The organism is Hymenobacter convexus, from assembly GCF_030580955.1.
Taxonomy (GTDB): domain Bacteria; phylum Bacteroidota; class Bacteroidia; order Cytophagales; family Hymenobacteraceae; genus Hymenobacter.
This window is the reverse complement of record NZ_JAUQON010000001.1, coordinates 381,837-404,549: the sequence shown is the minus strand read 5'-3', so window position 1 is coordinate 404,549 and position 22,713 is coordinate 381,837. Positions and strand designations below refer to the sequence as shown.

The window sequence follows — 22,713 nt, the reverse complement described above, 5'->3', positions numbered from 1 at the left end:
TGGCGGCTTAGCTGCGCCGGAAGGGGCGTGTGAGCCAGTATTTACCCCAGTAGTAGAAGCTGCGCGGGTGCCAGGGAGCAGGCGGCAATACCAATATTTCAGGCAGCCCCATCGAAGTAGCTGTTCCAAGTTGGAACCTTTGGCTTGGGCTCATTTCTGCTCTGGCCAGTGTGTGCTCCTGTGTTTCATAGCCGATAAAACGCACCACAAAACATATGGAATCTTCGCCGGCAAATTGAGCAGGCAGTGTCAACTCAAAGACCCCGTCAGCATTAGTACTCGCTCCCAATTCGGCGCCCCTCACCAGAACGACGGCACCTGGCAATCCTTGGTTCGTCGCAACGTCGGTCACGACGCCCCGCAGCACCAGCGCCTGGGTAGCTTTAGAAACCGGCAGCGGCGCAGCCAGATTTGCGGACACCAGTGTAGTATCACCCATCATGCTGCTCTGCGACTCGGTTGGGCGGTCTATGCGTTCCATTGCGTTTTTCGCCTCAGCTGCCGGTGCGGCCGGCACGGGGCCACCCCAGTAGCGGGCGCGCCACTCGGCGGGGGCCTGCGCCTTGGCTGCCGTGCCCACGCCTTCGCGCACGGCCCACAGGGCCACGGCCGCCGCCAGCCAGGTGCGCCAGCGGGCTGGCATTGGGGCAGCCGGGGCGGCGCGCTGCAACGGCCGCCCAAGCTGCCCCGCCGCGAAACGGCCGCAGGTGCGGCCGCCCGCGGCACCGGCCAGCAGGGCCAGGATTTCGGCATCGGTTTTTTGGGTGAAGTCGACCACCGTTTTCTGGCAGGCGGTGCAGTGGCGGCCAGCAGTCGTGGGCGTCATGGCGGCCCAGCTTTCGGAGCAGGGCTGCGGGATGTGGAGGACGGGAGCAGAACGCATAAACACCGGGTTTTCTCCTTGATGCCCGGCCGGCGCAAACTGCACACCTTCTCATCCAAAATAGTGTATCTTGGTCATTGCCAAACCGCTGTTCCTTCGCCCTATGCCTACCTCTTCCTCCATCGCCGCCCTGACGCTACTGCTACTGCCCACGCTGGGCCACGCCCAATCGGGCACGACTACCACCGTTGGGCTGGAAGTGCCGGCGCCGGCGACGCCCAGCAAAGGCCATTTCCTGACGGGGACGTATGTAGTAGGGGCCTACTCGCCCCTGCCCGCCACCGGCAGCTACGGCTACGGTGCGCAGCCGTTTCTGCGCTACCAGCTGGGCAGCCGCACGGCTGGCAAGCTGCGGCCCTACGTGCAGTACACCTTCGCGCCCTACCGCCTGCCCACCTACGGCGCCGGCCAGCTCGCCGGGCTCGATGCGGCCGGCCTGCCCACCAACGCGGGGTTTGCGCCGCTGGCGGCGCGCAATGCGCCGCTTGGCATGCTACCCTATGGCAGCTACGGCGGGCTGGGGGCTTTTTCGGTGGGCATTCCGATGCAGGTGGGCCGCAGCTCGGCCGTTCTGAACGTGGGCGGGACGCTGCTGCAAGGCCTTCTGAACCCGGCGTACTGGTAAGGCCCGGGCGGGCGGCGGGCCGATAACCCGCGCCGGGGCGCTATCTTTTGCCCTTCAAACCCGTTCCGCTCACCTTTCATGCGTTCTTCCACGTCTCTTTTCCGCCGCAAAACCATTGCGGCCATCCTGCAAAACCCACCGGCCGACCACGAGGGCGCCTCCGCCGGCGGCCTGGCCCGCCACCTCACCGTGCGCGACCTCACGGCCCTGGGCATTGCGGCCATCATCGGGGCCGGCATCTTCAGCACCATCGGCAAGGCCAGTCTGGACGGCGGCCCGGCGGTGTCGCTGCTGTTTGTATTCACGGCCGTGGCTTGCGCATTTTCGGCACTGTGCTACGCGCAGTTTGCGGCCACCATTCCGGTCAGCGGCTCGGCCTATACCTACGCCTACGCCTCCTTCGGCGAGCTGGCGGCCTGGATTATCGGCTGGGCCCTGATTATGGAATACGCGGTGGGCAACATTGTGGTGGCCATTTCCTGGTCCGACTACTTCACCGGGCTGCTCGATGGCATCGGGCTGCACCTGCCGCTTTGGCTCACGATGGGTACCCAAACCGGCCACGCGGGCTACGCGGCCGTCACGGCCCTCACCGAGCAGGGCAAGCCGCTGGCTGACGCTTTGGCCGCTGTGTCGCCGGCCCAACTCGACGGTTACAAGGCCTGGACGCAGGCGCCCGCGCTGTTTGGCGGCCTGCACATGGTCATGGATTTGCCGGCCTTCGTCATCACCGTCCTCATCACGGCGCTGGTGTACGTAGGCATCAAGGAAAGCAAAAACGCTTCCAACCTACTGGTTTTGTTGAAGTTGATTGTCGTCTTCATCGTCATCGCGGTGGGCGCGTTCTACGTGCAGCCCGCCAACTGGACGCCCTTCGCCCCCAATGGCGTGAGCGGCGTGCTCAAGGGCGTGTCGGCCGTGTTTTTCGCCTACATCGGCTTCGATGCCATTTCCACCACGGCCGAAGAATGCAAGAACCCGCAGCGCGACCTGCCCAAGGCCATGATGTACGCCCTCATCATCTGCACGGTGCTGTACGTCGTTATCACACTGGTGCTTACGGGCATGGTTTCGTATAAGGAGCTGGGCGTGGGCGACCCGCTCTCCTTCGTATTTGCCAAGGTGGGCCTGCCGCGTTTGTCGGGCCTGGTGGCGGTGAGTGCGGTGTTTGCCATGGCTTCGGTGCTGCTGGTGTTTCAGCTGGGCCAGCCGCGCATCTGGCTCACCATGAGCCGCGACGGGCTGCTGCCGTCCATCTTTTCGCGCATTCACCCGCGCTTTCATACGCCGTCGTTCAGCACCATTGTCACGGGCTTTTTCGTGGCCGTGCCGGCCCTGGTGCTCAACATGGATTTGGTGGTCGACCTCACCAGCATCGGCACGCTGTTCGCGTTTGCGCTGGTGTGCGGCGGCATCCTGATTATTGACCCTTACGGCCGTTCCGAGGCCCGCTTCAAGGTGCCCTACATCAACGGGCAGTGGCTGGTGCCGCTTATTCTGGCGGTGGGCGCCTGGCTGGTGGTGCGCTACAACGCGGCCAGCAACCACGAGTTTATGCTCGACGTGAGCGGCGCGCACGGCTGGCTCCAAACCGATGCCGTGAGCGGCAAAGTGACGGGCGGCTTCGCCCACCAGATTCCGACGCTGGTGTTCTTCCTGTTCTGCATCGCCCTGAGCATCTTGTCGTTCCGCAAGAAACTATCGCTGCTGCCCACGCTGGGCTTGCTCATCAACCTGTACCTGATGACCGAGCTGGGCATCAGCAACTGGACCTTGTTCTTTGTGTGGCTACTGATTGGGCTTGCCGTGTACTTCGGCTACGGGTATAAGCATTCCAAGCTGGGACAAGCCGGCGCGCCGCCGGTGGCGGCGTAGGCACCCACCGCCGGCTATTTCCCCTAAAAAGGGCTGCGGCGTTTTGCGCCAGCGGCCCTTTTTGCTGATTATGTGCCGGATGCCAAACCGGCTTCCGGGGCAAAAGCCACTCGGCGACAAATAGCGTAACTTGCTGATGCAACAGCGCAGCACGGAGGACCCCTGGCGACAGCGGAGCGTTGTCGGCCTTCCTGCTATATTTCGAAACTTCGGGAATCAAGACTTTGCCTCCTTCAGTTGCGGACGCGGCGCCTTGTCTAACTTTTTCTACTTCACTTCCATGCTGGCACCTCTTCCGGAACCGTTTCAGTACCTGCTCGAAGACAGCCAACACGCCTCCTTCATCTACAACGTGAGCATGGGCCGGATGCTGTACCTGAGCGCGGCTTATGAGCGGCTTTTTCCCGGCCACCCGCGCGCAAACGTGGACGCCGACCTGCCGCGCCTGCTGAGCTACCTGCCCGCCGAGGACCAGACCTACGCCCGCAAATGCTTTGCCGAGCTGGCCGCCGGCCAGCTCCACGACGAGTTGCTGCTACGCGTGCAGCCCCGCCCCGACGTGCCCCGGCGCTGGCTGTGCGTGCGGGCCCACCGCTCGGCCACGCCCGATGGCCAGACGCTGCTGTCCGGCACCGTGAACGACGTAACCGTGGAGCAGGAGTACATCCGCAACGCCGACAAGTACATGGCCAAGAAGAACACCACGCTGGAAATCCTGTCGCACGATTTGGCCGGGCCGTTCAACATGCTCCAGCAGCTGGCCGAATACATTGGCGAGAAAACCCGGCCGCTGAACGACCCGCAAGTGCAGAAAATGCTGGGCATCATGCGCGATACCTGCCGCGACAGCGTGAACCTCATCCGCGACTTTGTAGACGGCGAGTTCATGGATTCGGCCAGCGTGGAGCTCAAGCGCACGCGCGTGGACCTGGTGCTGGCCCTGCGCCAGGTGGTGGAAACCTACCAGCAAGGCGAGCATCTGGTGGCCAAGCACTTCCATTTCGAGCCCGCGCAGGCCACGCTGTTTGTCGAAATCGACAACAACAAGTTCCTGCAGGTCATCAACAACCTGATGTCGAACGCCATTAAGTTCACCCGCGAGGGCGGCCACATTACGGTGCGCGTGGAGCAGCGCGCCCACACCGTGCTGGTAACCGTGGCCGACGACGGCATCGGCATTCCGGCCGCGCTGCTGCCCGTGCTGTTCGACCGCTTCACCAAGGCCCGCCGGCCGGGCCTGCGCGGCGAGAAAACTACCGGCCTCGGCATGCACCTCATCCAAACGCTGGTGCGGCTGCACAATGGCACTATCTGGGTGGAAAGCGCCGAGAATCAGGGCACTACGTTCTACATGGAGCTACCCAGCCTCGCCGCCCCGCTGGCCGTGTAATGGCCGCCCAACGTTATTCCGGGCCCGGCCGCGGCGTCAGCTGGGCGCGCACGGCCAGAATCTGGTCGCGGTCGATGGGCTTGCGGATGAGGCCGGCCACGAGGCCACTGGCCTGTCCCCGAGCCGCGTCGGCGTGCGCCAGCGACGAGGTGAGGATGTAGATGTGGCAACGCCCGCGCAGCCGGGCCTGCAGGGGCTGCAGGGCGTCGAGCAGTTCCCAGCCGTCCATCTCGGGCATGTTCAGGTCGAGAAAAATAACGCGGGGCAGCTCTTCGACGGAGGCTTTTTGCAGAAAAGCCAGGGCTTCGGCCCCGCTGCCGATGGCGGCAATGTCGTCGGAAAAATTTTCGCGCCGGAGCAGGCGCTCGGTTAGGAAAACGGCAATTTCGTCGTCGTCGATTAGTAGCGTATGCATGGTGCGTGCCCGGGAAGACGGGACGGTAGCTGCTGATAGGATGCAGCAGCGCAAAGCGTAGCGCTGCTGCCTGGGAAAGGAGTTGTTGATACGGCGCGCACGCCGGCACGCCCAAAGATGCGTCGGCGGCAAGTAATTAACAGCAGGCGCTACCTTCGAAAGAACGGATATTCTCCCGTCTCCGACCTACCGCTCAAACATGGCTCCCGGCGAAACGCGCTTCCTCACTTTCCGCCTGCACGGCACCATTCCGGCCGCTACGGGCCGCGAGCTAGAGGCCCTGCTCCAGCAAGCTCAGGAGGCCGGCACCGACCACCCACGCGCCCAGAAGCAGTTTTTTGCCCGGTTCGACGCCGTGCTCGACCGTGCGCCCATCGGCCCGGTGTACTTCGAAAACGAGAAAATAGCGGAGGTGTTGGCCGGCGAAATCATGATGCTGGAGGAAACTGGTTTCGTGGTGCACGGCTTCGCTATTCTGCCCAACCACGTACACTTCGTGCTTCACCTGCCCGCAGCCAGCCGCCTGTCTTTCGCCAAAGCCATGGACCTGCTGCACCTGCGCACCGGCACTGCCTGCCGCCGCCTGGTGCGCCCCAAGCTGCCCCCCGAAGCCGAGTTCTGGCAGGTGGGCTGGTTCGAGTACGCCGTGCAGGACGCCGCCGAGCTGGCGCGGCTACTGGCCTATGTGCGCGCCAATGCCCGCGCCGCCGGCCTGCCCGCCCGGTTTCAGGAATGGCCGTATGGGAACGAGTAAGAAACTGATGACCAATGGATGCCACACACTAAAGCTGCTTTCTGCACCCCCTCTTACGCCGCGGCTTAATTGAAGAAATAGGTGGCGGTAAGTTGCGCGACGCGGTTGTAGCCGCTGCTACTGTTGTACCGGTCAGCGGCTTTGTCGTAATAAAGATTCACCAGCCCTAGTCCGTAGCCGGCTTGCACCTGCACCGGCCCGCGCCGGTAGCCCACCCCCGCGTTGAAACCGGCATCGACCCGGCGCGAATAAAAACCGCGAATAGAAAAAGCCGTTATGGCCAGCGTAGCATCCGACAGGTCATACTCAATCTTATCGCCAAACTTGGTGTAGGGGATTTGCGCTGGGTTGTTGGGGTCGTTGGTCGAGTTGTAAACTTCGGAAATAGCCTTTCCTCCCACGCCTACGGCCACATAAGGCCCAGCAAATACGTGCAGGCCCAATTGTCCGGGCAGGTCATACACTAGGTTCAGGGGCAGTTCCAGCCAGTTGTAGCGGGCCGTGGTTTGACCCACCCGCCGTTGGAAATACCCCGTGGCCGGGTCGATGGACATCAGGTCGGCGTCGATGAGCGTACCCTTTTGCGAAAACAGCAGGGCGGGCTGAAACGCTAGCTTGTTCCAGCGTGCTTCCAGCACCACCCCAATCTGCCCCGCGAAAAGGGGCGACTTGTGATAGGCAGCCGTGGCGTTACCGTAAGAAGTGAAAGTAGCGCTTTTTTCGGTCGTGGTGGCGTAGTTGCCGCCCGCCCGCACGCCAAAGCGGTAGGTGGCTTGGGCCGAAGCAGTGGCGATGCTCAGCAGGCTGCATAAGAGAGTAACTGGTAGTTTCATGAAATCAGCAAGTGTAAGAAACCAGGGAAACCCGGCCTTACTGCCGGGGTAAACGACTTTTTGCTAGATAGATGCGGCATTTCAACAAATAGTTGGCCCAGGGCCATTTTTGTAAGCTGGCAGCTTAGCGTGCCCGGTGAATGATGAGGACGCCAGCCAGAATCACCACCATACCGGCGAAGTGCCACAGGTTGAACGCCTCACCATCGAGCGCGCCCCAGGCCAGGGCCACAATGGGAATGAGGTAGGTGCTTGACGAAGCAAACAGGGCGGTGGATTGTTGAATAAGCTTATTAAACAGCACCATGGCCACGGCCGTGCTCATGGTGGCCAGCAGCGCGATGTAGCCGAACGCCGCCCACGCTCCCGGCACGGTAGCCAGCTTGTGCACGAAACCCGTGCCGAGCAGCAGGTAGGCCACCGCCGGCCCGCCAATCAGCAGCAGCAGCACCGACGTCACGGCCACCGGCGTCATGCCGCCCAGCTTGTACTTGATAACGTTCACGCTCAGCCCATAGCCCATCGTAGCCACCAGAATATAGATGCCGTACCAGGCGTTGCCCTCGCCGGCGGGCGTGGCATCGCCGCCGCTGCCGCCGAGCTGCAGCATCACCACGGTGCCCACCAGCCCGAGCGCGATGCCCAGCACCCGCAGCCCCGTGAGCCGCTGCCCAAACAGCAGCGCCCCCACCAGCAGCGTAAACACCACCGTGAGGGCATTGAGCACGCCCGCCAGCCCCGAGGCCAGCCGGGTTTCGGCGTAGGCAAACAGGAACGCCGGAATGAGTGTACCCACCACCCCGCTCAGCGCCAGCCACTTGAAGCGGCTACGCTCTACCCCACCCACGTGGCGCAGGGCAAACGGCAGCAGCAGCAGCGCCGCCACCGTGACGCGGGTAGCGCCCAGCTCCATGGCCGAAAACACCACCAGCCCCTTCTTCATCAGAATGAACGACGTGCCCCAAATGGAAGCCAGAACCAGGAGCAGCACCCACGCCATGGGCGAGGTGACGGCCGGCGCGGGCGCCGCCAGCGCTTCGGTGGCTTCGAGGGAGGCGGTTTCGTCGGCCGCGCCCGGCAGAGTGGCGTTGGCCGCGCCCGGCGCAGCTGGTGAGGCAACCCCGGCGGGCTTGGTTACGAGTGAGGAATGAGCAGCGGGTGGGAGTTTGGGCGACATGACGCAAAGGTACAAGCCCCCCGCACGGCGGCCGGCGGGGCGGTTCCGGCCGCCCCGCCCCCGCTCCGAGCTGACTTTCGTCATCTTCCCCAAGCTTACCCGGCCTGATGGCCGCTGCGGGGCTGCAGCAGCCTGATATTCGTCAACTTTCGGCCCGAACCCTACTTATGAGTTGGTTGTTATGATAACCTACCGAAATCCTGCCGTAATTTTGTAGTCCGATTTCGTGTCGATTTACTCTATGTCGCATCCGTTCAAGGCCGTCAGCCTCTCCTTCAAGAAAGCCCCGCTTGCCATCCGCGAGCTGCTTTCGCTGGACGAGGCCGCCTGCCGCCGCTTCCTGAATACGCTGCACAATGAGCTGGCCCTGACCGACCTGCTCGTGCTGAGCACCTGCAACCGCACCGAGGTGTACTACGCCGCCGAGGACGACCGCAGCCGCGAAATTATCCTCGCCCTAGGCCACCTGAAGGACCGCGCCGACATCGGCCAGTTCCTCCCCTATTTCGACCTGCTGCCCGACGCCGACGCGGCCGTGCAGCACCTTTTCGAAGTCGCCATGGGCCTCGACGCCCAGGTGGTGGGCGACCTGCAAATCAGCAACCAGGTGAAAACGGCCTACCAGTGGGCCGCCGATGCCGATGCAGCCGGCCCCTTCCTGCACCGCCTGCTGCACACGGTTTTCTTCACCAACAAGCGCGTCCAGACCGAAACCAGCTTCCGCGATGGGGCCGCTTCGGTGAGCTACGCCGCTCTGGAATTGGTAGAAGAATTGACCGCCGACGTGGCCAACCCCAAGGTATTGGTGGTGGGCCTGGGTGAAATTGGGGCCGACGTGTGCCGCCACCTGGCCGCCAGCAAGGCTTTTGGCGAAGTGACGCTTTGCAACCGCACCCGCGCCAAGGCCGAAGAACTGGCCACCGAGTGCAACATGCGCATTGTGGATTTTGAAGACCTGGTGCCGGCCCTCAAGGAAGCCGACGTCATTATTTCCTCCATCAACCGCGCCGAGCCCTTTTTCACCAAAGAGCTGGTGCAACACCTCGATGTGCTGAGCTTCAAGTTCTTTATCGACCTGAGCGTGCCCCGCAGCATCGCCGCCGACGTGGAGCAGGTGCCCGGCGTGCTGGTCTACAACATCGACGCCATCCAGAGCAAAGCTTCGGCCGCGCTGCAAACCCGCTTGGCCGCCGTGCCGCAGGTGCGCGCCATCATCGGCGAAAGCATTGCCGGCCTCAACGATTGGGCCAAGGAAATGATGGTGTCGCCCCTCATTCAGCGCATGAAAGCCAGCCTGGAGCAGCTACGCCAGGAAGAGCTGGACCGCTTCCAGAAAAAAGCTACCCCCGCCGAAAGCAAGCTCCTCGACGAGGCCACCCGCTCGCTGATGCAGAAGATTCTCAAGCAGCACGTGCTCCAGCTCAAAGCCGCCTGCCGCCGCGACGACGGCGGCCAGCTGGTGGAGCTGCTCGGCGAGCTGTTCGATTTGGAGAAGACCGGCGAGCCGGCGTAGTAGCAATGGCCTGGAGTACCACGCTGCTTCGAAATAAAATTAGGCTTTGAGAGATAACAGCCCTGGCTTCAACTAAGTCAGGGCTGTTTGCTGCCTATTTTCGGCGCGGCTTTTTCAATGGGCTGCCTGAATTGATGCGAGTGTTTTCGGTTTTTTGGGGACTGCTGCCACTGGCCCTGCTGAGTCTTTGCCCAGCGGCCCGGGCCCAAAGCTGGCAGCGCGACGCCGTGCTGAGCCAGGTGCTGGTGAAACAACTAGCCCGCGATTCCGCCGGTTTTATGTGGGTGGGCACCGACGAAGGCCTGCTGCGTTACGACGGCTACGAGCTGGTGCCCCTGCGCCAGCTGCGCCCCACCGGCCCCGACACCATTCCGCCCGGGCCCGTGCAGGGCCTGCTGGCCGATGCTACCGGCACTATCTGGGTGGGCGGGCCAGCCGGGCTGTTTCGCTACGTGCCCGCCACGGGGCGGCTGACGCGGGTGCCGCTGCCGGACGTGCCCCAAGGCCGGGCCGAGGTGTACGACCTGTGGCAGCTGCCGCGCACCGGCCACCTGTGGGTGAGCTACGGCCACAGCCAGCTGCGTGGCTTCGACCGGAACGGCCGGCCCCAGCCCGGCCGGTGGCAGCTGCCGCGGCCGGTGCGCTGGCTGGCGCCCGAGGCCCACGGCCCCGGCCTGTGGGTGCTCACGGACGGAGGACGCATCTTTCGGCTGGCGGAGGGCCGGGTTACGGCCGGCCCTACCTGGCCCGGCCGCTTCCTGCTGCCGGTGCCCGACACGCACCCGCAGCAGTTTGTGAGCACACAGGCCCTCTACGAGCAGGCCACGCCCTGCGGCCCCTTGCGCGAGCGGCAGCGCTGGCAGCGCACCGGCCCGGAAGAAGGCTTCCAGCCGCTGCAACTGCCCAACGGCACCTGGGAGCTGGTGAACCGGGGCCGGCTCATTACCCTGCGCTGGCCGGCGGCCGGCGGTAGTCCGGCCGTCGCGGTAGGGCCGGCCCCACAGGATGGCAGCTCCGATACCCCGCTCAAATACACCATGCAGGCCACTTTCGACAGCCTGCGTTGGATGTACTCACGCGGGCAGCGCGGCTGCTACAAGCGCCTGCCAATGCCGCGCTTCATCACCCCGCTGGCCGGGCCGGCCGGCGAAGTATACAGCACCCGCAGCATTGTGCGCTTGCCCGACGGCCGCCTGCTGGCCAGCAGCTACAGCCCTTTGCTGACGCAGCCGGCTGGCCAGCCCGCCGCCCCGCTGCGCCCCCTGCCCCTGGGCTCCGCCAAGGTGCCGCGCATTCTGTACGGCCTGCTGGTGGCCGGGCCCCGGGTGTTTTTTGCCGAAGAGAACCACGGCTTTGGGGAGCTGAACCCGGCCACGGGCGCGCTGACGCCCTTCGCCTATGTGCAGCCGCCGCCGACGGCCATTGGGGCGCAAGTGCTGCTGCGCGACCGGCGGGGGCAGCTTTGGGGCGGGGCCCACCCTGGCCTGTTTGTGCTGGACCCGGCCCGCCGCCAGGCCCGGCCCTATGCCACGGGCCCGGCCGCCGCCGAGCTGGCCCGGCGCGACATCAGGGGGCTGGGCGAAGACCCACAGGGCCGCCTGTGGCTGGCCACCGACCAGGGCCTGTGCTGCCTGACGCCGGCCACCGGCCAGTTGCGCCGCTACGGCCCCGGCCAGCCCGCGCCCTACCGGCTGCCTTCGGCCAACATCTTGTGCCTGTATATAACGCCTGACGGGCGCGTGTGGGCCGGCACCCGCGACCAAGGCCTTCTGCTCGTTGACCCCGCCGCGGGCGTGGTGCAGCACTATACCACCGGCACGGGCCTGCTGAGTCCCACGGTGGTATCGGTGCTGCCCGGGCGGGCCGGCGAGGTGTGGGCCGGCACCTACGCCGGCCTGGCGCGCGTGCAGCCCGCCCGCCGCCGCACCAGCGTATACACCACCGCCGACGGCCTGCGCAATGCCGAGCTAAACCGCCAAGCCGCCTGGCGCGACTCCGACGGCACCCTGTACTTCGGAGGCGTGGGCGGCCTGCACCGGGTAGAACCCGCCCGCGCGCCCGCCGACCCGCCCGCGCCCCGCCTACTGCTCACGGGCACCACGCGCTACCTCAACGCCGGGCCGCAGGGCAGTACCGATTATCGCCCGGCTCCGGCGCGCGACTCGGTGCTGACGCTACCGGCGCACACGCAATTCGCCGCCTACCACCTGGCCCTGAGCGACTACCTCAACCCGGAAGGTGCGCGCTTCCGCTACCAGCTGCTCGATGCCGCAGGGCGGGTGCAGTGGCGCACCACCACCCCGCGCACCCTGCTGCTGCCCGTGCCGCAGCCCGGCCGCTACACGCTGCTGGTAGAAGGAGAAAACTCCCGCGGAGTGCGGACGGCCAACGTGCTGCGCCTGCCGCTGCTGGTGCAGGCCGTGTGGTGGCGCCACCCGGCCGCGTGGGTGCTGGCCGCCGCGCTGCTGGCCGGCGGCGCCTACTGGCTACACCGCCGCCGGCTAGCCCGCGCCCTGCGCGAGGCCCAGCTGCGCACGGGCATCGCGGCCGATTTGCACGACGAAGTGGGCACCCTGCTCACCCGCGTGAGCGTGCAGGCCGAGCTGCTGCGGGGCTTGCCGGCCGATATGCAGGAAAAAGCCCTCGACAACCTATTGCGCAACAGCCGGGCCGCCGCCAGCACCATGCGCGACGTAGTGTGGGGCATTGATGCCCGCGCCGACTCGGCGGGCTCGCTTTTCGACCGCATGCGCGAGTACCTCGACCACACCGCCGCCGCCGCCGGCTGGCAAACCGAGCTTATCACCACCGGTTGGCCCGACACGACGCCCCTGCCCCCGGCCGTGCGCCAGTCGGTGTACCGGGTTTTCAAGGAAGCCGTGACCAATGCCGTGCGCCACGCCCACGGCGCCACCCTGCTGCGCGTGCAAATGAGCCGACGGGCCAACCAGCTGGTGCTCAGCATTGCCGACGACGGCCAGCCGCAAGCCCCGCGCCCGGCCAGCACCGGCATGGGGCTGCTGAACATGGCGCAGCGTGCTGCCCTCCTGGGCGGCCACGTGGTGGCCGGCCCGCAGCCGAACGGCGGGTTTGAGGTGCGGCTGGAAGCCCCCCTGCCGGCTTAATGATGCGGAAAAAAGAACGCCATACGCCCCCCGTCATGCTGGGCGCGCTCAGAGTTGGCCCTTGGCGTGGCGGCTCAGCAGCTCGGCGCGGCTGCTTACCTGCAGCTTGCGGTAGATGTTTTTGACGTGGGTGCGCACGGTATCGGGCGAGAGGCCGAGGCGGGTGGCTACCTGTTTGTCGCTCAGGCCATCCACCATGCCTTCGAGAACCTGCTGCTCGCGCACGGAGAGCAGGCCGGCCTGCGCCGTGGGCATGGGCTTGAAATGGGCCAGCACCTGCCGGGCCACAGCGCGGCTCATGGGCGCGCCGCCGCGGGCCACCTCCAGCACGGCGGCCTTGAGCTCAGCCAAGGGCTGGTTTTTGAGCACGTAGCCCGAAGCGCCCCGGCACAAGGCCTGATAAATGCGGTCGGGGTCGTCGAAAACGGTGTGCATGACTACTTCGGTGTCGGGCAGGAGCTGCTTGAGGCGGGGCAGGGCGTCGAGGCCGCTACGGCCGGGAAGACCCACGTCGAGCAGCACCACCTGCGGAGCTTGCAGCAAGTCGGGCAACTGGTCGAAAAAGGACTCGGCCGAGCCAGCCAGCAACACGCAGGTCAGCTCGGGCTGGCGGCAGAGGTAGTCGGAGTAGAGCTGGCGCAGTTCCGGGTCGTCTTCGACCAGAGCCAGGCGCAGGGGGGCGGTAGAAGTCATTGCAAAACAAAGGTCAGGGACAGAGGGGCCGAAAAAAAGCCGGTGGCCTACCGCAAATGCGGTAGGCCACCGGCTTGTACCCGCTTGGGAGCGCGGCGGAAATTTGTATTTCCATCGGTTTGTCCTTGGCTAATAATTCTGAAGATGACAAAAAATTACTGTTTCCTGCTATTGCTGTTGGCCTTGTTGCTGCCCACCGCTTGGCTGCCCGCCCGGGCCCAAACCGAAACCGCGCAGCAAGCCACCGAACTGGCCCTGCGAACCCAGGCCCAATGGGCCGGCACCGCCGTGGCCCCGGCCGACCTGCGCATTACCAAGGCCTACACCGAGCCGTCGGGCCTGCTGTATGCCTACGCACAGCAACTGCGCACCGGCATTCCGGTGTATAACCAAGTGGTGACGCTGGTTTTCAAGGACGGCAAGCTGCGCCACCACGCCGGGCGCTTTCTGCCGGCCGTGGTGTTTGACCAGCTTTCGGCCACGCCCAAGGTGACGGCGGCTACTGCCGTGGCCGCGGCAGTAGCCACGCTGCCCGACGCCAGCGGCGAGCGGCCCACGCCCCAGGACAGCCCCAGCGGCCCCGACCAGCAGCAAAGCTTCGCCCCGGGCGGGGTGGCGCGCCGGCCCCTTGTGGTGCGGCTGGTGTGGGTGGTGAGCCAAGGACAGCCCCACCTGGCCTGGAACGTGAACGTGGACGTGCGCGCTTCGGCCGACTGGCTCAACATCCGGGTGGATGCCCTCACCGGCCAGGTGCTGGAGAAAGACAACTGGACAGTGCACGAGGCCGCGGCCCGCCCGGCCGGCCGGCCCGGAGCGGCCGTTCAGCCGCTACGCCCGGCTCGGCCCTTGGCCCGGCCCCGCCAGCGCCCCGCCAGCCCGCAACGCACCCAGACCGTGACGCCCGCCAGCTACACCGTGGTGCCCTACCCGCGCGAAAACCCGACCGTGGGCAGCGTGCAAACCGAAACCAACCCCTGGCAGAAGGCGGGCACCGGCAACAATGCCACTACCCACGGCTGGCACTTCGATGGCACCACCAACTACACCGACACGCGCGGCAACAACGTGTGGGCCTACGACGACAGCCTGAACGCCGATGCTCCCGGCCGCTTCGCCGCCACTACGGGCACCGGCGGCGCGCTGGTTTTCAACTATACGCCCGATTTCAGCAAGCTGCCCTGGCTGGGCAAAAACCGGCGGGCAGCCACGGTAAACCTGTTTTATTGGAACAACATCCTGCACGATGTGCTGTACCAGTACGGGCTGACGGAAGCGGCCGGCAACTTTCAAACCGATAACCTGGGGCGGGGCGGCACGGGCGGCGACTTCGTGCGGGCCGAGGCCCAGGACGGCAGCGGCACCAGCAACGCCAATTTCAGCACCCCGCCCGATGGCACCAGCGGCCGGATGCAGATGTACCTCTACGGCGGCCCCGTAAACCAGAGCTTGGTGGTGGCATCGCCCGCCGCGGTGGCGGGCAGCTACAACATGCTGGAAGGCTATTTCGGCCCCAACAACCGGCTGGCCAACCTGGGCCCCGTGTCGGGGGAGCTGGCTTACTACACCAGCCCCACCAACGCGAGTTCGCACACCGGCTGCACCGCCGCTTCGTCGGTGAGCGTGAGCGGGAAAATTGCGGTGGTAAGCGCCGCCAGCGGCTGCTACTACGTGGACCGGGTAGTGAATGCCCAGAACAACGGGGCGATTGCCGTTATCGTCGTCAGTACGGGGGATGCCGGCTTGATGACTGCGCCCAACAATGCGATGAACGCAAGCCTGACCATTCCGGCCGTGATGATATCGAGCACGGACGGGGGCCGGCTGACGGCGCAGCTGCAGGCCGGCACCACCGTGAGGGCCACCTTGCAGGTACCGCCGCCGATGCTCGACGGCGACTACGACAGCGGCATCGTGGCGCACGAGTTTGGCCACGGCGTGAGCAACCGCCTCACCGGCGGCGGCACCAACACCAGCTGCCTCTACAACGCCGAACAGGGCGGCGAAGGCTGGAGCGACTATTTCGCCCTGATGATGACCACCGACTGGACGACGGCCCAAACCACGGATGGGCCCAAGAGCCGGGGCGAAGGCGCTTACGCCGTGGGCCTGAGCGCGCCGGGGTCGACCATCCGGCGTTACCCCTACACCACCGACATGACGGTGAACCCGCTCACCTACGCCAACATGGCTACCAGCCCGGAGGCACACGACATCGGCGAAATCTGGTGCACCACGCTCTGGGACATGACCTGGAACATTATTCAGCAGCAAAGCCGCATCGAGCCCAACCTCTACGCCAGCACCAGCACCGGCGGCAACGCCGTGGCCCTGCAGCTCGTGATGCATGGCTTGAAATTGCAGCCCTGCCAGCCCGGCTTCCTGGACAGCCGCGACGCCATTCTGGCCGCCGACTCGCTGCTCTACAACGGGCGCTACCACTGCGCCATCTGGAACGCGTTTGCCCGGCGCGGCATGGGCTTCAGCGCCCGCGAGGGCTCGAGCAACAGCGCCACCGACCAGACGGTGGCCTTCGACCTGCCCGCCGTGACGCTGCGCAAAAACACCACGCCCGTGGTGGGCAGCCAGTTCGACATTACCCTGGCGGCCACCTGCGAGTGCGCGGCGGCGCAGAGCACCTACACCGTCAGCGACCAGCTGCCGGCCGATTTGCAGTACCTCAGCAGCTCGGGCGGCACGCTGGGAGCCAACAATACCGTCACCTTTGCCAACCAGACCTTTACGACCGGGCAGCAGCGCCTCTACCGCATTCGGGCCCAGACGGCCAGCGGCAAGGGCTGCGCCGTGGCCCTGCCCGTGAACGACGACCGCGACGCCAACCAAACGGGCCTGACGGCCGCCGTGGTGAGCGGCAGCGGCGGCTGGACCACTTCCACCGCCGCCGAGGCCCACGCCGGCGCGGCCGCCTGGAAAGCCCCGGGCCTGGCCCTGAACCAGAACTACACGCTGACTTCGGCGGCCTTCACGCCAGGGCCGGAAACGCTGCTCTCGTTTTACCACTACGACCACTTGTTGTATTACGACACCAACCGGGCGCTCGATGGCGGGCTGGTGGGCATCTCGACCGACAACGGCGCGACCTGGCAGGACGCGGGCGCGTACTTCGTGCAGGGCGGCTACAACATGGTGTTCTACAACAGCACCACCTACGTGCCGCGCCCCAGAGTAGCCTGCTTCGGCGGAGCTGACTCGGGCCCCAGCGCCGAGCTGTACAAGCGTTCGGTACTGGACCTGTCGTCGTTCAGCGGGCAAAGCATCCTCATCCGGTTTCAGCTGCTGACGGGCAAACGGTTCGCCGGCAGCACTTACGGCTATACCGGCTGGTACCTCGACGACATCAAGGTGATGAGCGGCTGCGGCGGCCCGCAGCAGGTGAAGCTGCTGGACGGCAGCAACGCCGTGGCCGACAGCTACAACCAGCCCACCTTCCTGCTGGCGCCCGCGCCGCCCGCCATCGCCAGCTTCAGCCCCAACCCCGGCACCGCCGGCCAGGCCGTGACCGTGACGGGCACCAACCTGTTCAACATCTCGGGCCTGACGGTGAACGGCGTGGCCGTGCCCGCCGCGGCCATCCTCAGCAATTCTTCGACTTCGGCCACGTTCCGGGTACCGCTCACGGCGGCTGCCAGCGGCACCACCACCATCACCACCCCGCTGGGCACGGCCAGCTCCACCGCGCTGGCCGTGGTGGCGGCCACGCCGCCGGGCAACGCCCTGGCCTTCGACGGCACCGACGACTACGTGAGCCTGCCGCTGCTGGTGAGCAACGACTTCACCATCGAAACGTGGGTAAACACCACCCAGACCGGCGGCACCGGCACCCAGTGGTGGCAGGGCGCGGGCCTGGTGGATGGCGAGGTGGGCGGCGCCACCAACGACCTGGGCCTGACGCTGCTGGGCAGCAAAGCCGCCTTTGGCCTGGGCAATGCCGGCAGCGCCGATTACACCATCATTTCCAGCGTCAACATCAACGACGGGCGCTGGCACCATCTGGCCGCCACGCGCCAGGGCGCTACCCTGCAGCTGTACGTCGACGGCGTACTCGATGCCTCGGGCACGGGCGCGGGCACGGGGACGCGTAACTCGCCGACGCTGCGGCTGGGCGCCATCCAAAGCGGGGCGGGCGGCTACTTCAGTGGCCGTCTCGACGAGCTGCGCGTCTACAGTGCGGTGCTCACGCAAGCCAATATCCGGGCCGACATGCAAAGCACGGCCAGCGCCGTACCGGCCAGCTTGACAGCCTATTTCAACTTCGACCAGGGCACGCCCGGCGGCACCAACACCGGCCAGAACATCCTCTTCGACCAAACGGCCAGCGCCTACGCCGGCACCGTAACCAACGCCAGCCTTGCGGGCACGGCCTCGAACTGGGTGGAAAGCTATGCGATGGTGACGCCCACGGCCACAGCCGCCACGGGCCTGGGCACCACGAGTTTCGTGGCCAACTGGACGGCGCCGGCCGTGGGCACGGCTAACAGCTATCTGCTCGATGTGGCCACCAACAGCACCTTCACGGCGCCCATTAGCGGTTCGCCCTTCTCCGTGGCGGGCGGCACGCTGAGCCGGACGCTCACCGGCCTCAGCGCCAACACGGCCTATTACTACCGGGTGCGGGCCGAAAAAACCAGCCTCTTGCCCCAGGGCCAGGGCAATCCGTCGAATACTATTGCCGTGACTACCCGTTGCGCTGTGACGGCGGTGGCACAGAACGCGAGCGCCACGCTGGCCATCGGCGGCACGGCCAGCATCACGGCCGCGCAACTCAACAACGGCAGCAGCAGCCCGTGCACGCCGCTGACGGTGGGGGCCCAGAAAATTATGACCGCCGTGGTGACGGAAGGCGGCACCCTGACCCTGACGGCGCCGACGGGACAGGTGTTCACGGCCGTCACGTTTGCCAGCTACGGCACGCCCACCCGCAACGCCAACGGCACCTACACCGCCAGCAGCTGCCACGCGCCCGTCAGCCAGTCGGTGATGGAGTCGATTTTGCTGAATAAGAATTCCGGCAGCATCGTGGCCAATAATACCAACTTTGCTCCCGACCCTTGCCAGGGCGTTGTGAAGCAGCTGGTGGTGCAGGCCGTGTACGGCGCGCCGCTGTCGCAGCTGAGCTACGCTTGCACCGAAACCGGCGACAACCTAGTACTGCTCACGGCCACGGCGGGCACGGGCAGCGCTACGGCGGTGGCCACGGCCACCATCAGCCCGCCGGTGCAAGCCAGCGCTACCTGGAACGGCAGCATCGGCACCGACTGGACCGACTGCCGCAACTGGGACTACGGCTTGGCCCCCAGCGCCACCGTCGGCGCGGTGCTGCCGACGGGGAAAAATAATTATCCTGCCCTGCCCAACGGCACCACCGCCACCGTGGCCAGCCTGACCATCGACAATGGCGCCACGCTTACGCTGTCCCACCTCGCCACCCTGCAGGTGAACGGCAACTTCGCCAACAACAGCAGCACGACCACCTTCAACGGCAACCTGGTCCTCAACGGCACTTCGGCCCAAACGCTGGGCAGCATCACCAGCATCGCCCAGCTGCAAGTGAACAAGGCCAGCGGCATTGTGACGTTGACCCGCGACCTGGCCATTGGCACGTCGCTCACCATGACCAGCGGCATGCTACAAACCACGACAAGTTATAAAGTGGTTTTGGGCAGCACGGCCACCCTGGCCGAAACCGATGCCAGCTACGTGGCCGGCACCGTGGCGGCCACCCGCCCGCTGGCCGCTGGCACCGCCGAAAACTTTGGCGGCCTGGGCCTCACGCTGCAGCCGGCCACCGGCTCCGTGGCCCCCGGCAGCACGCTGGTGCTGCGCACCACCGGCGCGGTGCTAACGGGCGCGGGCACCAGCAAGAGCATCCTGCGGTCTTTCGACATTCGGCCCACCACCAACTCAGGGCTTAATGTGACACTGGCCTTCAGCTACTTCGCCCACGAGCTTAATGGCATTCCGGTGGCCAACCTGGCCCTGTTTAAATCCACCAGCGGCACCACGCCGTGGATTTTGCAGCGCGGCACCACGGCCGCTGGCAATACCGTAAGCAAAACTGGCATCGCCGACTTCTCGGTCTGGACGCTGGGCAACTCGGCCGCTCCGCTGCCGGTGGAGCTGACCGAGTTCACCGCCGAGCGACAGGAAGCCGATGGCCTCCTGCGCTGGGCCACGGCTTCGGAAAAAAACAACGACTACTTCGCCGTGGAAAGCAGCCTCGATGGTCAGGTTTTCCAGCCGCTGGGCCGGGTGGCCGGCCACGGCACCAGTGCCCAACGCCAGGACTACCGCTTTGTGGACAAAAACCTGGCCCGCTACGCCGCCGAACAGGTGTACTATCGCCTGCGCCAGGTAGACCAGGACGGCACCGCAACCTTCTCGCCCGTGCGCAACCTCCAGGTGCCGGCCATGGCGGGTTTTGCGGTGCAGGCCGTGCCCAACCCCTCGCACGATGCAGTGAGCCTGACCATTCGCACCGGCACAGCCGGGCCGGCCACTGTGCTGCTGTTCGATGCCCTGGGCCGCCAGTTGGGCCAGATGGAAGTCAACCTGCCCGTCGGCACGTCCTCCCTGCCGCTCGATGCTGCGCGCGGCCTCCCCACGGGCGTGTACCTGCTGCGGGTGCGGCAGGGCAGCCAGCAGCAGTCGGTGAAACTGGTGCGCGAATAAGCGGCATTCTTTCCGCAAAAAGCCCCGGCACTGTACAGTGCCGGGGCTTTTTACTTCTTATTGATTGGTCGCGATGATGAAGACGGATTAACTATGCTGAACGTCGTTTGACGCGCTTCGCTCGCAATGGCAGGATTTGCCCTTACGCCTGCGCCATCATCTTTTCCCGCTCCTTGATGCGAATGTCGTTGTTCACGGCGGTGGGCACCACGGTTACCACCACGTATTTCGAGGTGGGCGTGTTGCTCACTTTCGCCACGGAACTGATAGGCACCAGCGGGTTGGCTTCGGGAAAATAGGCGCAGACGTTGCCTTTCGGAATATCATAGGGCACGGCCACGAACTTCTCCACCCGACGCTCCTCGCCCTTGTAGTGACTGGTGATGTCGATGAGGTCTTTGGCTTTGAGGCCACGGTCGGCCATGTCGGCCGGGTTCATGAACAGCACGCGGCGCTCGCCGTGGATGCCGCGGTACCGGTCGTTGTATTCGTAAATGGTGGTGTTGAACTGGTCGTGCGAGCGCACGGTCATCAGAATCAGCTGGTCGGGGGCTACTTCGTACTTTTCCAGCGTGGTTTTGGTGAAGTGGGCCTTGCCGTCGGGCGTGGTGAACTTGCGCTCGCGGGGGCCGTTGGGCAGGTAGAAGCCGCCCGGCTTGCGGAGCTTCTCGTTGAACTTCTCGAAGCCCGGAATAACGCGCGAAATGTGGTCGCGGATGACGTCGTAATTCTCCGTCATCGCCACCCAGTCGGTCTTGGTTTTGTCGCCGAGCGTGGCAATGGCCATGCCGCAGATAATGGCGACTTCGCTAAGCTGGTCGCCGGCCAGCGGCACCAGAATGCCCTTATTCTGGCTCACCACGCCCATCGAGTTTTCGCACGAAGTCATTTGGTGACCCGACTTCTGCATGTCGATATCGACGTGGGCGAAACAGGGCAGCAGCAGGCTGGTTTCGCCGGTGGTGAGATGGCCGCGGTTGAGCTTGGTGCCCACAAACACCGTCAGCTTCTGCTTGCGCATGGCTTCGGCGATGAGCTCGGTGTCGGGGCCGGCGGCGAGCAGGTTGCCGCCGAGGCCGAAGTACACCTTGGTGTGGCCCAGGTGCATGGCCTTGATGGCTTCCACCACATCGAACCCGTCTTTGGTGGGCGGCGTGAAACCGAACTCCTTCTGCAGCGCGTCCAGAAACGTCTTCGGCATGCGCTCCCAGATGCCCATCGTGCGGTCGCCCTGCACGTTGGAGTGGCCGCGCACCGGGCAAGTGCCTGCGCCCGGCTTGCCGATGGCGCCCTTCATGAGTTGCAGGTTCACGATTTCCTGAATCGTCTGCACGCCCTGGCGCTGCTGCGTGACGCCCATGGCCCAGCAGGTGATGATTTTCTGCTTGTGGGCAATGAGGTTGGCGGCTTCGAGCAGTTGGGCGCGGCTAATGCCACTGATTTCCTCGATTTCCTCCCAGCTGGTGTTGCGGATGTTCTGCTCGAACTCGGCAAAGCCGACGGTGAATTCATCTACAAATTTCCTGTCGACCACTTGGCCGGGGTTCATGTCCTCGGCCTCGAAGAGGTGCTTCATGATGCCGCGCAGCAGGGCCATGTCGCCGTCCACCTTCACCTGCAGGAATACGTCGGTAAGCGGGGTGCCGTCGCCCATCAGCGCGCCGAGGGCGCGGAGCGGGTTCATAAAATCCTGCGGGTTTTTGAAGGCGACGAGGCCGGCTTCAATCAGCGGGTTCACGGCGATGATTTTGGCGCCATTGCGCTTGGCCTTTTGCAGGGCCGTGAGCATGCGCGGGTGGTTGGTACCCGGGTTCTGGCCGATGATGAGGATGACCTCGGCCTCGTGCAAGTCGTTGAGCGTCACGGAGCCTTTGCCCAGGCCCAGCGTGGGGCTCAGGGCCGAGCCGCTGCTCTCATGGCACATATTGGAGCAGTCGGGCAGGTTGTTGGTGCCAAACTCGCGGGCGAAAAGCTGGAACAGGAAAGCCGGCTCATTCGGCACTTTGCCCGAGGTGTAGAACACGGCCTCATTGGGCGAATCCAGCGCGTTCAGCTCCCTGGCGATGATGTCGAACGCATCGGGCCAGGCAATGGGCGAGTAGTGGTTGTCGCCGGGGCGCTTCACCATGGGGTGCGTGAGGCGGCCGGCGTTGTTCTGGTCGCGGTCGGTCATGCGCGAGAGCTCGGCCAGGCTGTGTTTGGCGAAGAACTCGGGGCCGGCGGCCTTGTCGTCGGCGTCTGATGCGGTGGCCTTGGCGCCGTTCTCGCAGAATTCGGCCACCGAGCGGTGCTCGTCGGGGTCGGGCCAGGCGCAGCTGGAGCAGTCGAAGCCGTCCTTCTGGTTCAGGCCGAGCAGGGCTTTGGTGCCGCGCCCCACGCCGCCTTCCGTCCAGCTGAACTGCATGGATTTGATGACAGCCGTGACGCCCGCCGCCACCTTCTCGCGGCCCTCCAGCTTGAGGCCGGTGAGAGCTTCAGGCGGCTGGGCCAGAATGGGGTGCTCGTACTTGGCATTGGCCACGTCGGGCGCCGGAATGTGGGCGTGGATGTGGGTGTCCTGCGGCTCGGTGCGGTAGTGGTCGGGGGCGGGCGCTTTGCCCTGGTCGGGCCGTTCGCCACTCTTGGGGGCGTTTGCTTCAGCACCTTGCTGGTGAGTTTTGCCCGCTTTGCTGGGGTCAGTTTTGGGGGAGTCTTCCATGGAGCTCATCGGAACAGAAAGGTGGGGTTTTTATAAATTCGGCGA

Annotated in this window: 13 protein-coding genes; 7 read left to right on the top strand and 6 right to left on the bottom strand. The window is 65.3% G+C overall.

What is annotated here, in order from left to right:
* Positions 1-7: 7 nt before the first annotated feature.
* Positions 8-883, bottom strand: coding sequence for a carboxypeptidase-like regulatory domain-containing protein (locus Q4S41_RS01585; RefSeq protein ID WP_305029378.1), 876 nt, complete (start codon positions 881-883; stop codon positions 8-10).
* Positions 884-986: 103 nt separating this feature from the next.
* On the opposite strand from Q4S41_RS01585, the gene Q4S41_RS01580 reads away from it, so the two are divergent.
* The 3 genes from Q4S41_RS01580 to Q4S41_RS01570 all read left to right on the top strand — a co-directional run bounded on the left by Q4S41_RS01580 (position 987) and on the right by Q4S41_RS01570 (position 4,773).
* Positions 987-1,508 (top strand): hypothetical protein, encoded by a 522-nt coding sequence (locus tag Q4S41_RS01580; RefSeq protein WP_305029377.1) that lies wholly within the window; start codon positions 987-989, stop codon positions 1,506-1,508.
* A 78-nt stretch (positions 1,509-1,586) separates the two neighbouring features.
* On the top strand, positions 1,587-3,383 hold the full coding sequence (locus Q4S41_RS01575; protein ID WP_305029376.1) for an amino acid permease: 1,797 nt from the start codon (positions 1,587-1,589) through the stop codon (positions 3,381-3,383).
* A gap of 280 nt (positions 3,384-3,663) precedes the next feature.
* The gene (locus Q4S41_RS01570; protein WP_305029375.1) at positions 3,664-4,773 is read left to right on the top strand and encodes a sensor histidine kinase; all 1,110 of its coding nucleotides are present in this window, start codon (positions 3,664-3,666) and stop codon (positions 4,771-4,773) included.
* A 13-nt stretch (positions 4,774-4,786) separates the two neighbouring features.
* Here the strand turns inward: Q4S41_RS01570 and Q4S41_RS01565 are convergent, their stop codons facing one another.
* On the bottom strand, positions 4,787-5,188 hold the full coding sequence (locus Q4S41_RS01565) for a response regulator (protein WP_305029374.1): 402 nt from the start codon (positions 5,186-5,188) through the stop codon (positions 4,787-4,789).
* A gap of 199 nt (positions 5,189-5,387) precedes the next feature.
* Between Q4S41_RS01565 and Q4S41_RS01560 the strand changes: the two genes are divergently transcribed.
* Positions 5,388-5,942 carry a transposase gene (locus tag Q4S41_RS01560; RefSeq protein ID WP_305029373.1) on the top strand — a complete coding sequence of 185 codons (555 nt, stop codon included), beginning with the start codon at positions 5,388-5,390 and terminating at the stop codon, positions 5,940-5,942.
* Between the two features lie 65 nt (positions 5,943-6,007).
* Here Q4S41_RS01560 and Q4S41_RS01555 read toward each other — a convergent pair whose 3' ends face one another.
* Positions 6,008-6,775, bottom strand: coding sequence for an outer membrane beta-barrel protein (locus Q4S41_RS01555; RefSeq protein WP_305029372.1), 768 nt, complete (start codon positions 6,773-6,775; stop codon positions 6,008-6,010).
* 124 nt (positions 6,776-6,899) lie between these two features.
* Positions 6,900-7,952 (bottom strand): DMT family transporter, encoded by a 1,053-nt coding sequence (locus tag Q4S41_RS01550; RefSeq protein ID WP_305029371.1) that lies wholly within the window; start codon positions 7,950-7,952, stop codon positions 6,900-6,902.
* A gap of 241 nt (positions 7,953-8,193) precedes the next feature.
* Here Q4S41_RS01550 and hemA point away from each other — a divergent pair, with 241 nt between their 5' ends.
* Entirely contained in the window at positions 8,194-9,465 is a 1,272-nt protein-coding gene (gene hemA / locus Q4S41_RS01545) for a glutamyl-tRNA reductase (RefSeq protein ID WP_305029370.1), read from the top strand.
* Between the two features lie 140 nt (positions 9,466-9,605).
* Complete coding sequence (locus Q4S41_RS01540; protein WP_305029369.1) at positions 9,606-12,590, top strand: sensor histidine kinase; 2,985 nt, start codon at positions 9,606-9,608, stop codon at positions 12,588-12,590.
* Between the two features lie 48 nt (positions 12,591-12,638).
* Here Q4S41_RS01540 and Q4S41_RS01535 read toward each other — a convergent pair whose 3' ends face one another.
* Positions 12,639-13,283, bottom strand: a complete 645-nt coding sequence (locus tag Q4S41_RS01535) for a LuxR C-terminal-related transcriptional regulator (RefSeq protein ID WP_305029368.1) — start codon at positions 13,281-13,283, stop codon at positions 12,639-12,641.
* Positions 13,284-13,427: 144 nt separating this feature from the next.
* Between Q4S41_RS01535 and Q4S41_RS01530 the strand changes: the two genes are divergently transcribed.
* Positions 13,428-19,970 carry a M36 family metallopeptidase gene (locus tag Q4S41_RS01530; RefSeq protein WP_305029367.1) on the top strand — a complete coding sequence of 2,181 codons (6,543 nt, stop codon included), beginning with the start codon at positions 13,428-13,430 and terminating at the stop codon, positions 19,968-19,970.
* A 142-nt stretch (positions 19,971-20,112) separates the two neighbouring features.
* Here Q4S41_RS01530 and Q4S41_RS01525 read toward each other — a convergent pair whose 3' ends face one another.
* On the bottom strand, positions 20,113-22,668 hold the full coding sequence (locus Q4S41_RS01525; protein ID WP_305029735.1) for an FdhF/YdeP family oxidoreductase: 2,556 nt from the start codon (positions 22,666-22,668) through the stop codon (positions 20,113-20,115).
* Positions 22,669-22,713: the final 45 nt, after the last annotated feature.

What these genes read in the sequence shown, in the direction of transcription:
- Q4S41_RS01575 (WP_305029376.1), top strand. Translation starts at nt 1,587, where the DNA reads ATGCGTTCTTCCACGTCTCTTTTCCGCCGCAAAACCATTGCGGCCATC.
- Q4S41_RS01580 (WP_305029377.1), top strand. Translation starts at nt 987, where the DNA reads ATGCCTACCTCTTCCTCCATCGCCGCCCTGACGCTACTGCTACTGCCC.
- Q4S41_RS01525 (WP_305029735.1), bottom strand. Translation starts at nt 22,668, where the DNA reads ATGGAAGACTCCCCCAAAACTGACCCCAGCAAAGCGGGCAAAACTCAC.
- Q4S41_RS01560 (WP_305029373.1), top strand. Translation starts at nt 5,388, where the DNA reads ATGGCTCCCGGCGAAACGCGCTTCCTCACTTTCCGCCTGCACGGCACC.
- Q4S41_RS01565 (WP_305029374.1), bottom strand. Translation starts at nt 5,188, where the DNA reads ATGCATACGCTACTAATCGACGACGACGAAATTGCCGTTTTCCTAACC.
- Q4S41_RS01535 (WP_305029368.1), bottom strand. Translation starts at nt 13,283, where the DNA reads ATGACTTCTACCGCCCCCCTGCGCCTGGCTCTGGTCGAAGACGACCCG.
- hemA (WP_305029370.1), top strand. Translation starts at nt 8,194, where the DNA reads ATGTCGCATCCGTTCAAGGCCGTCAGCCTCTCCTTCAAGAAAGCCCCG.
- Q4S41_RS01555 (WP_305029372.1), bottom strand. Translation starts at nt 6,775, where the DNA reads ATGAAACTACCAGTTACTCTCTTATGCAGCCTGCTGAGCATCGCCACT.
- Q4S41_RS01585 (WP_305029378.1), bottom strand. Translation starts at nt 883, where the DNA reads ATGCGTTCTGCTCCCGTCCTCCACATCCCGCAGCCCTGCTCCGAAAGC.
- Q4S41_RS01550 (WP_305029371.1), bottom strand. Translation starts at nt 7,952, where the DNA reads ATGTCGCCCAAACTCCCACCCGCTGCTCATTCCTCACTCGTAACCAAG.
- Q4S41_RS01530 (WP_305029367.1), top strand. Translation starts at nt 13,428, where the DNA reads ATGACAAAAAATTACTGTTTCCTGCTATTGCTGTTGGCCTTGTTGCTG.
- Q4S41_RS01570 (WP_305029375.1), top strand. Translation starts at nt 3,664, where the DNA reads ATGCTGGCACCTCTTCCGGAACCGTTTCAGTACCTGCTCGAAGACAGC.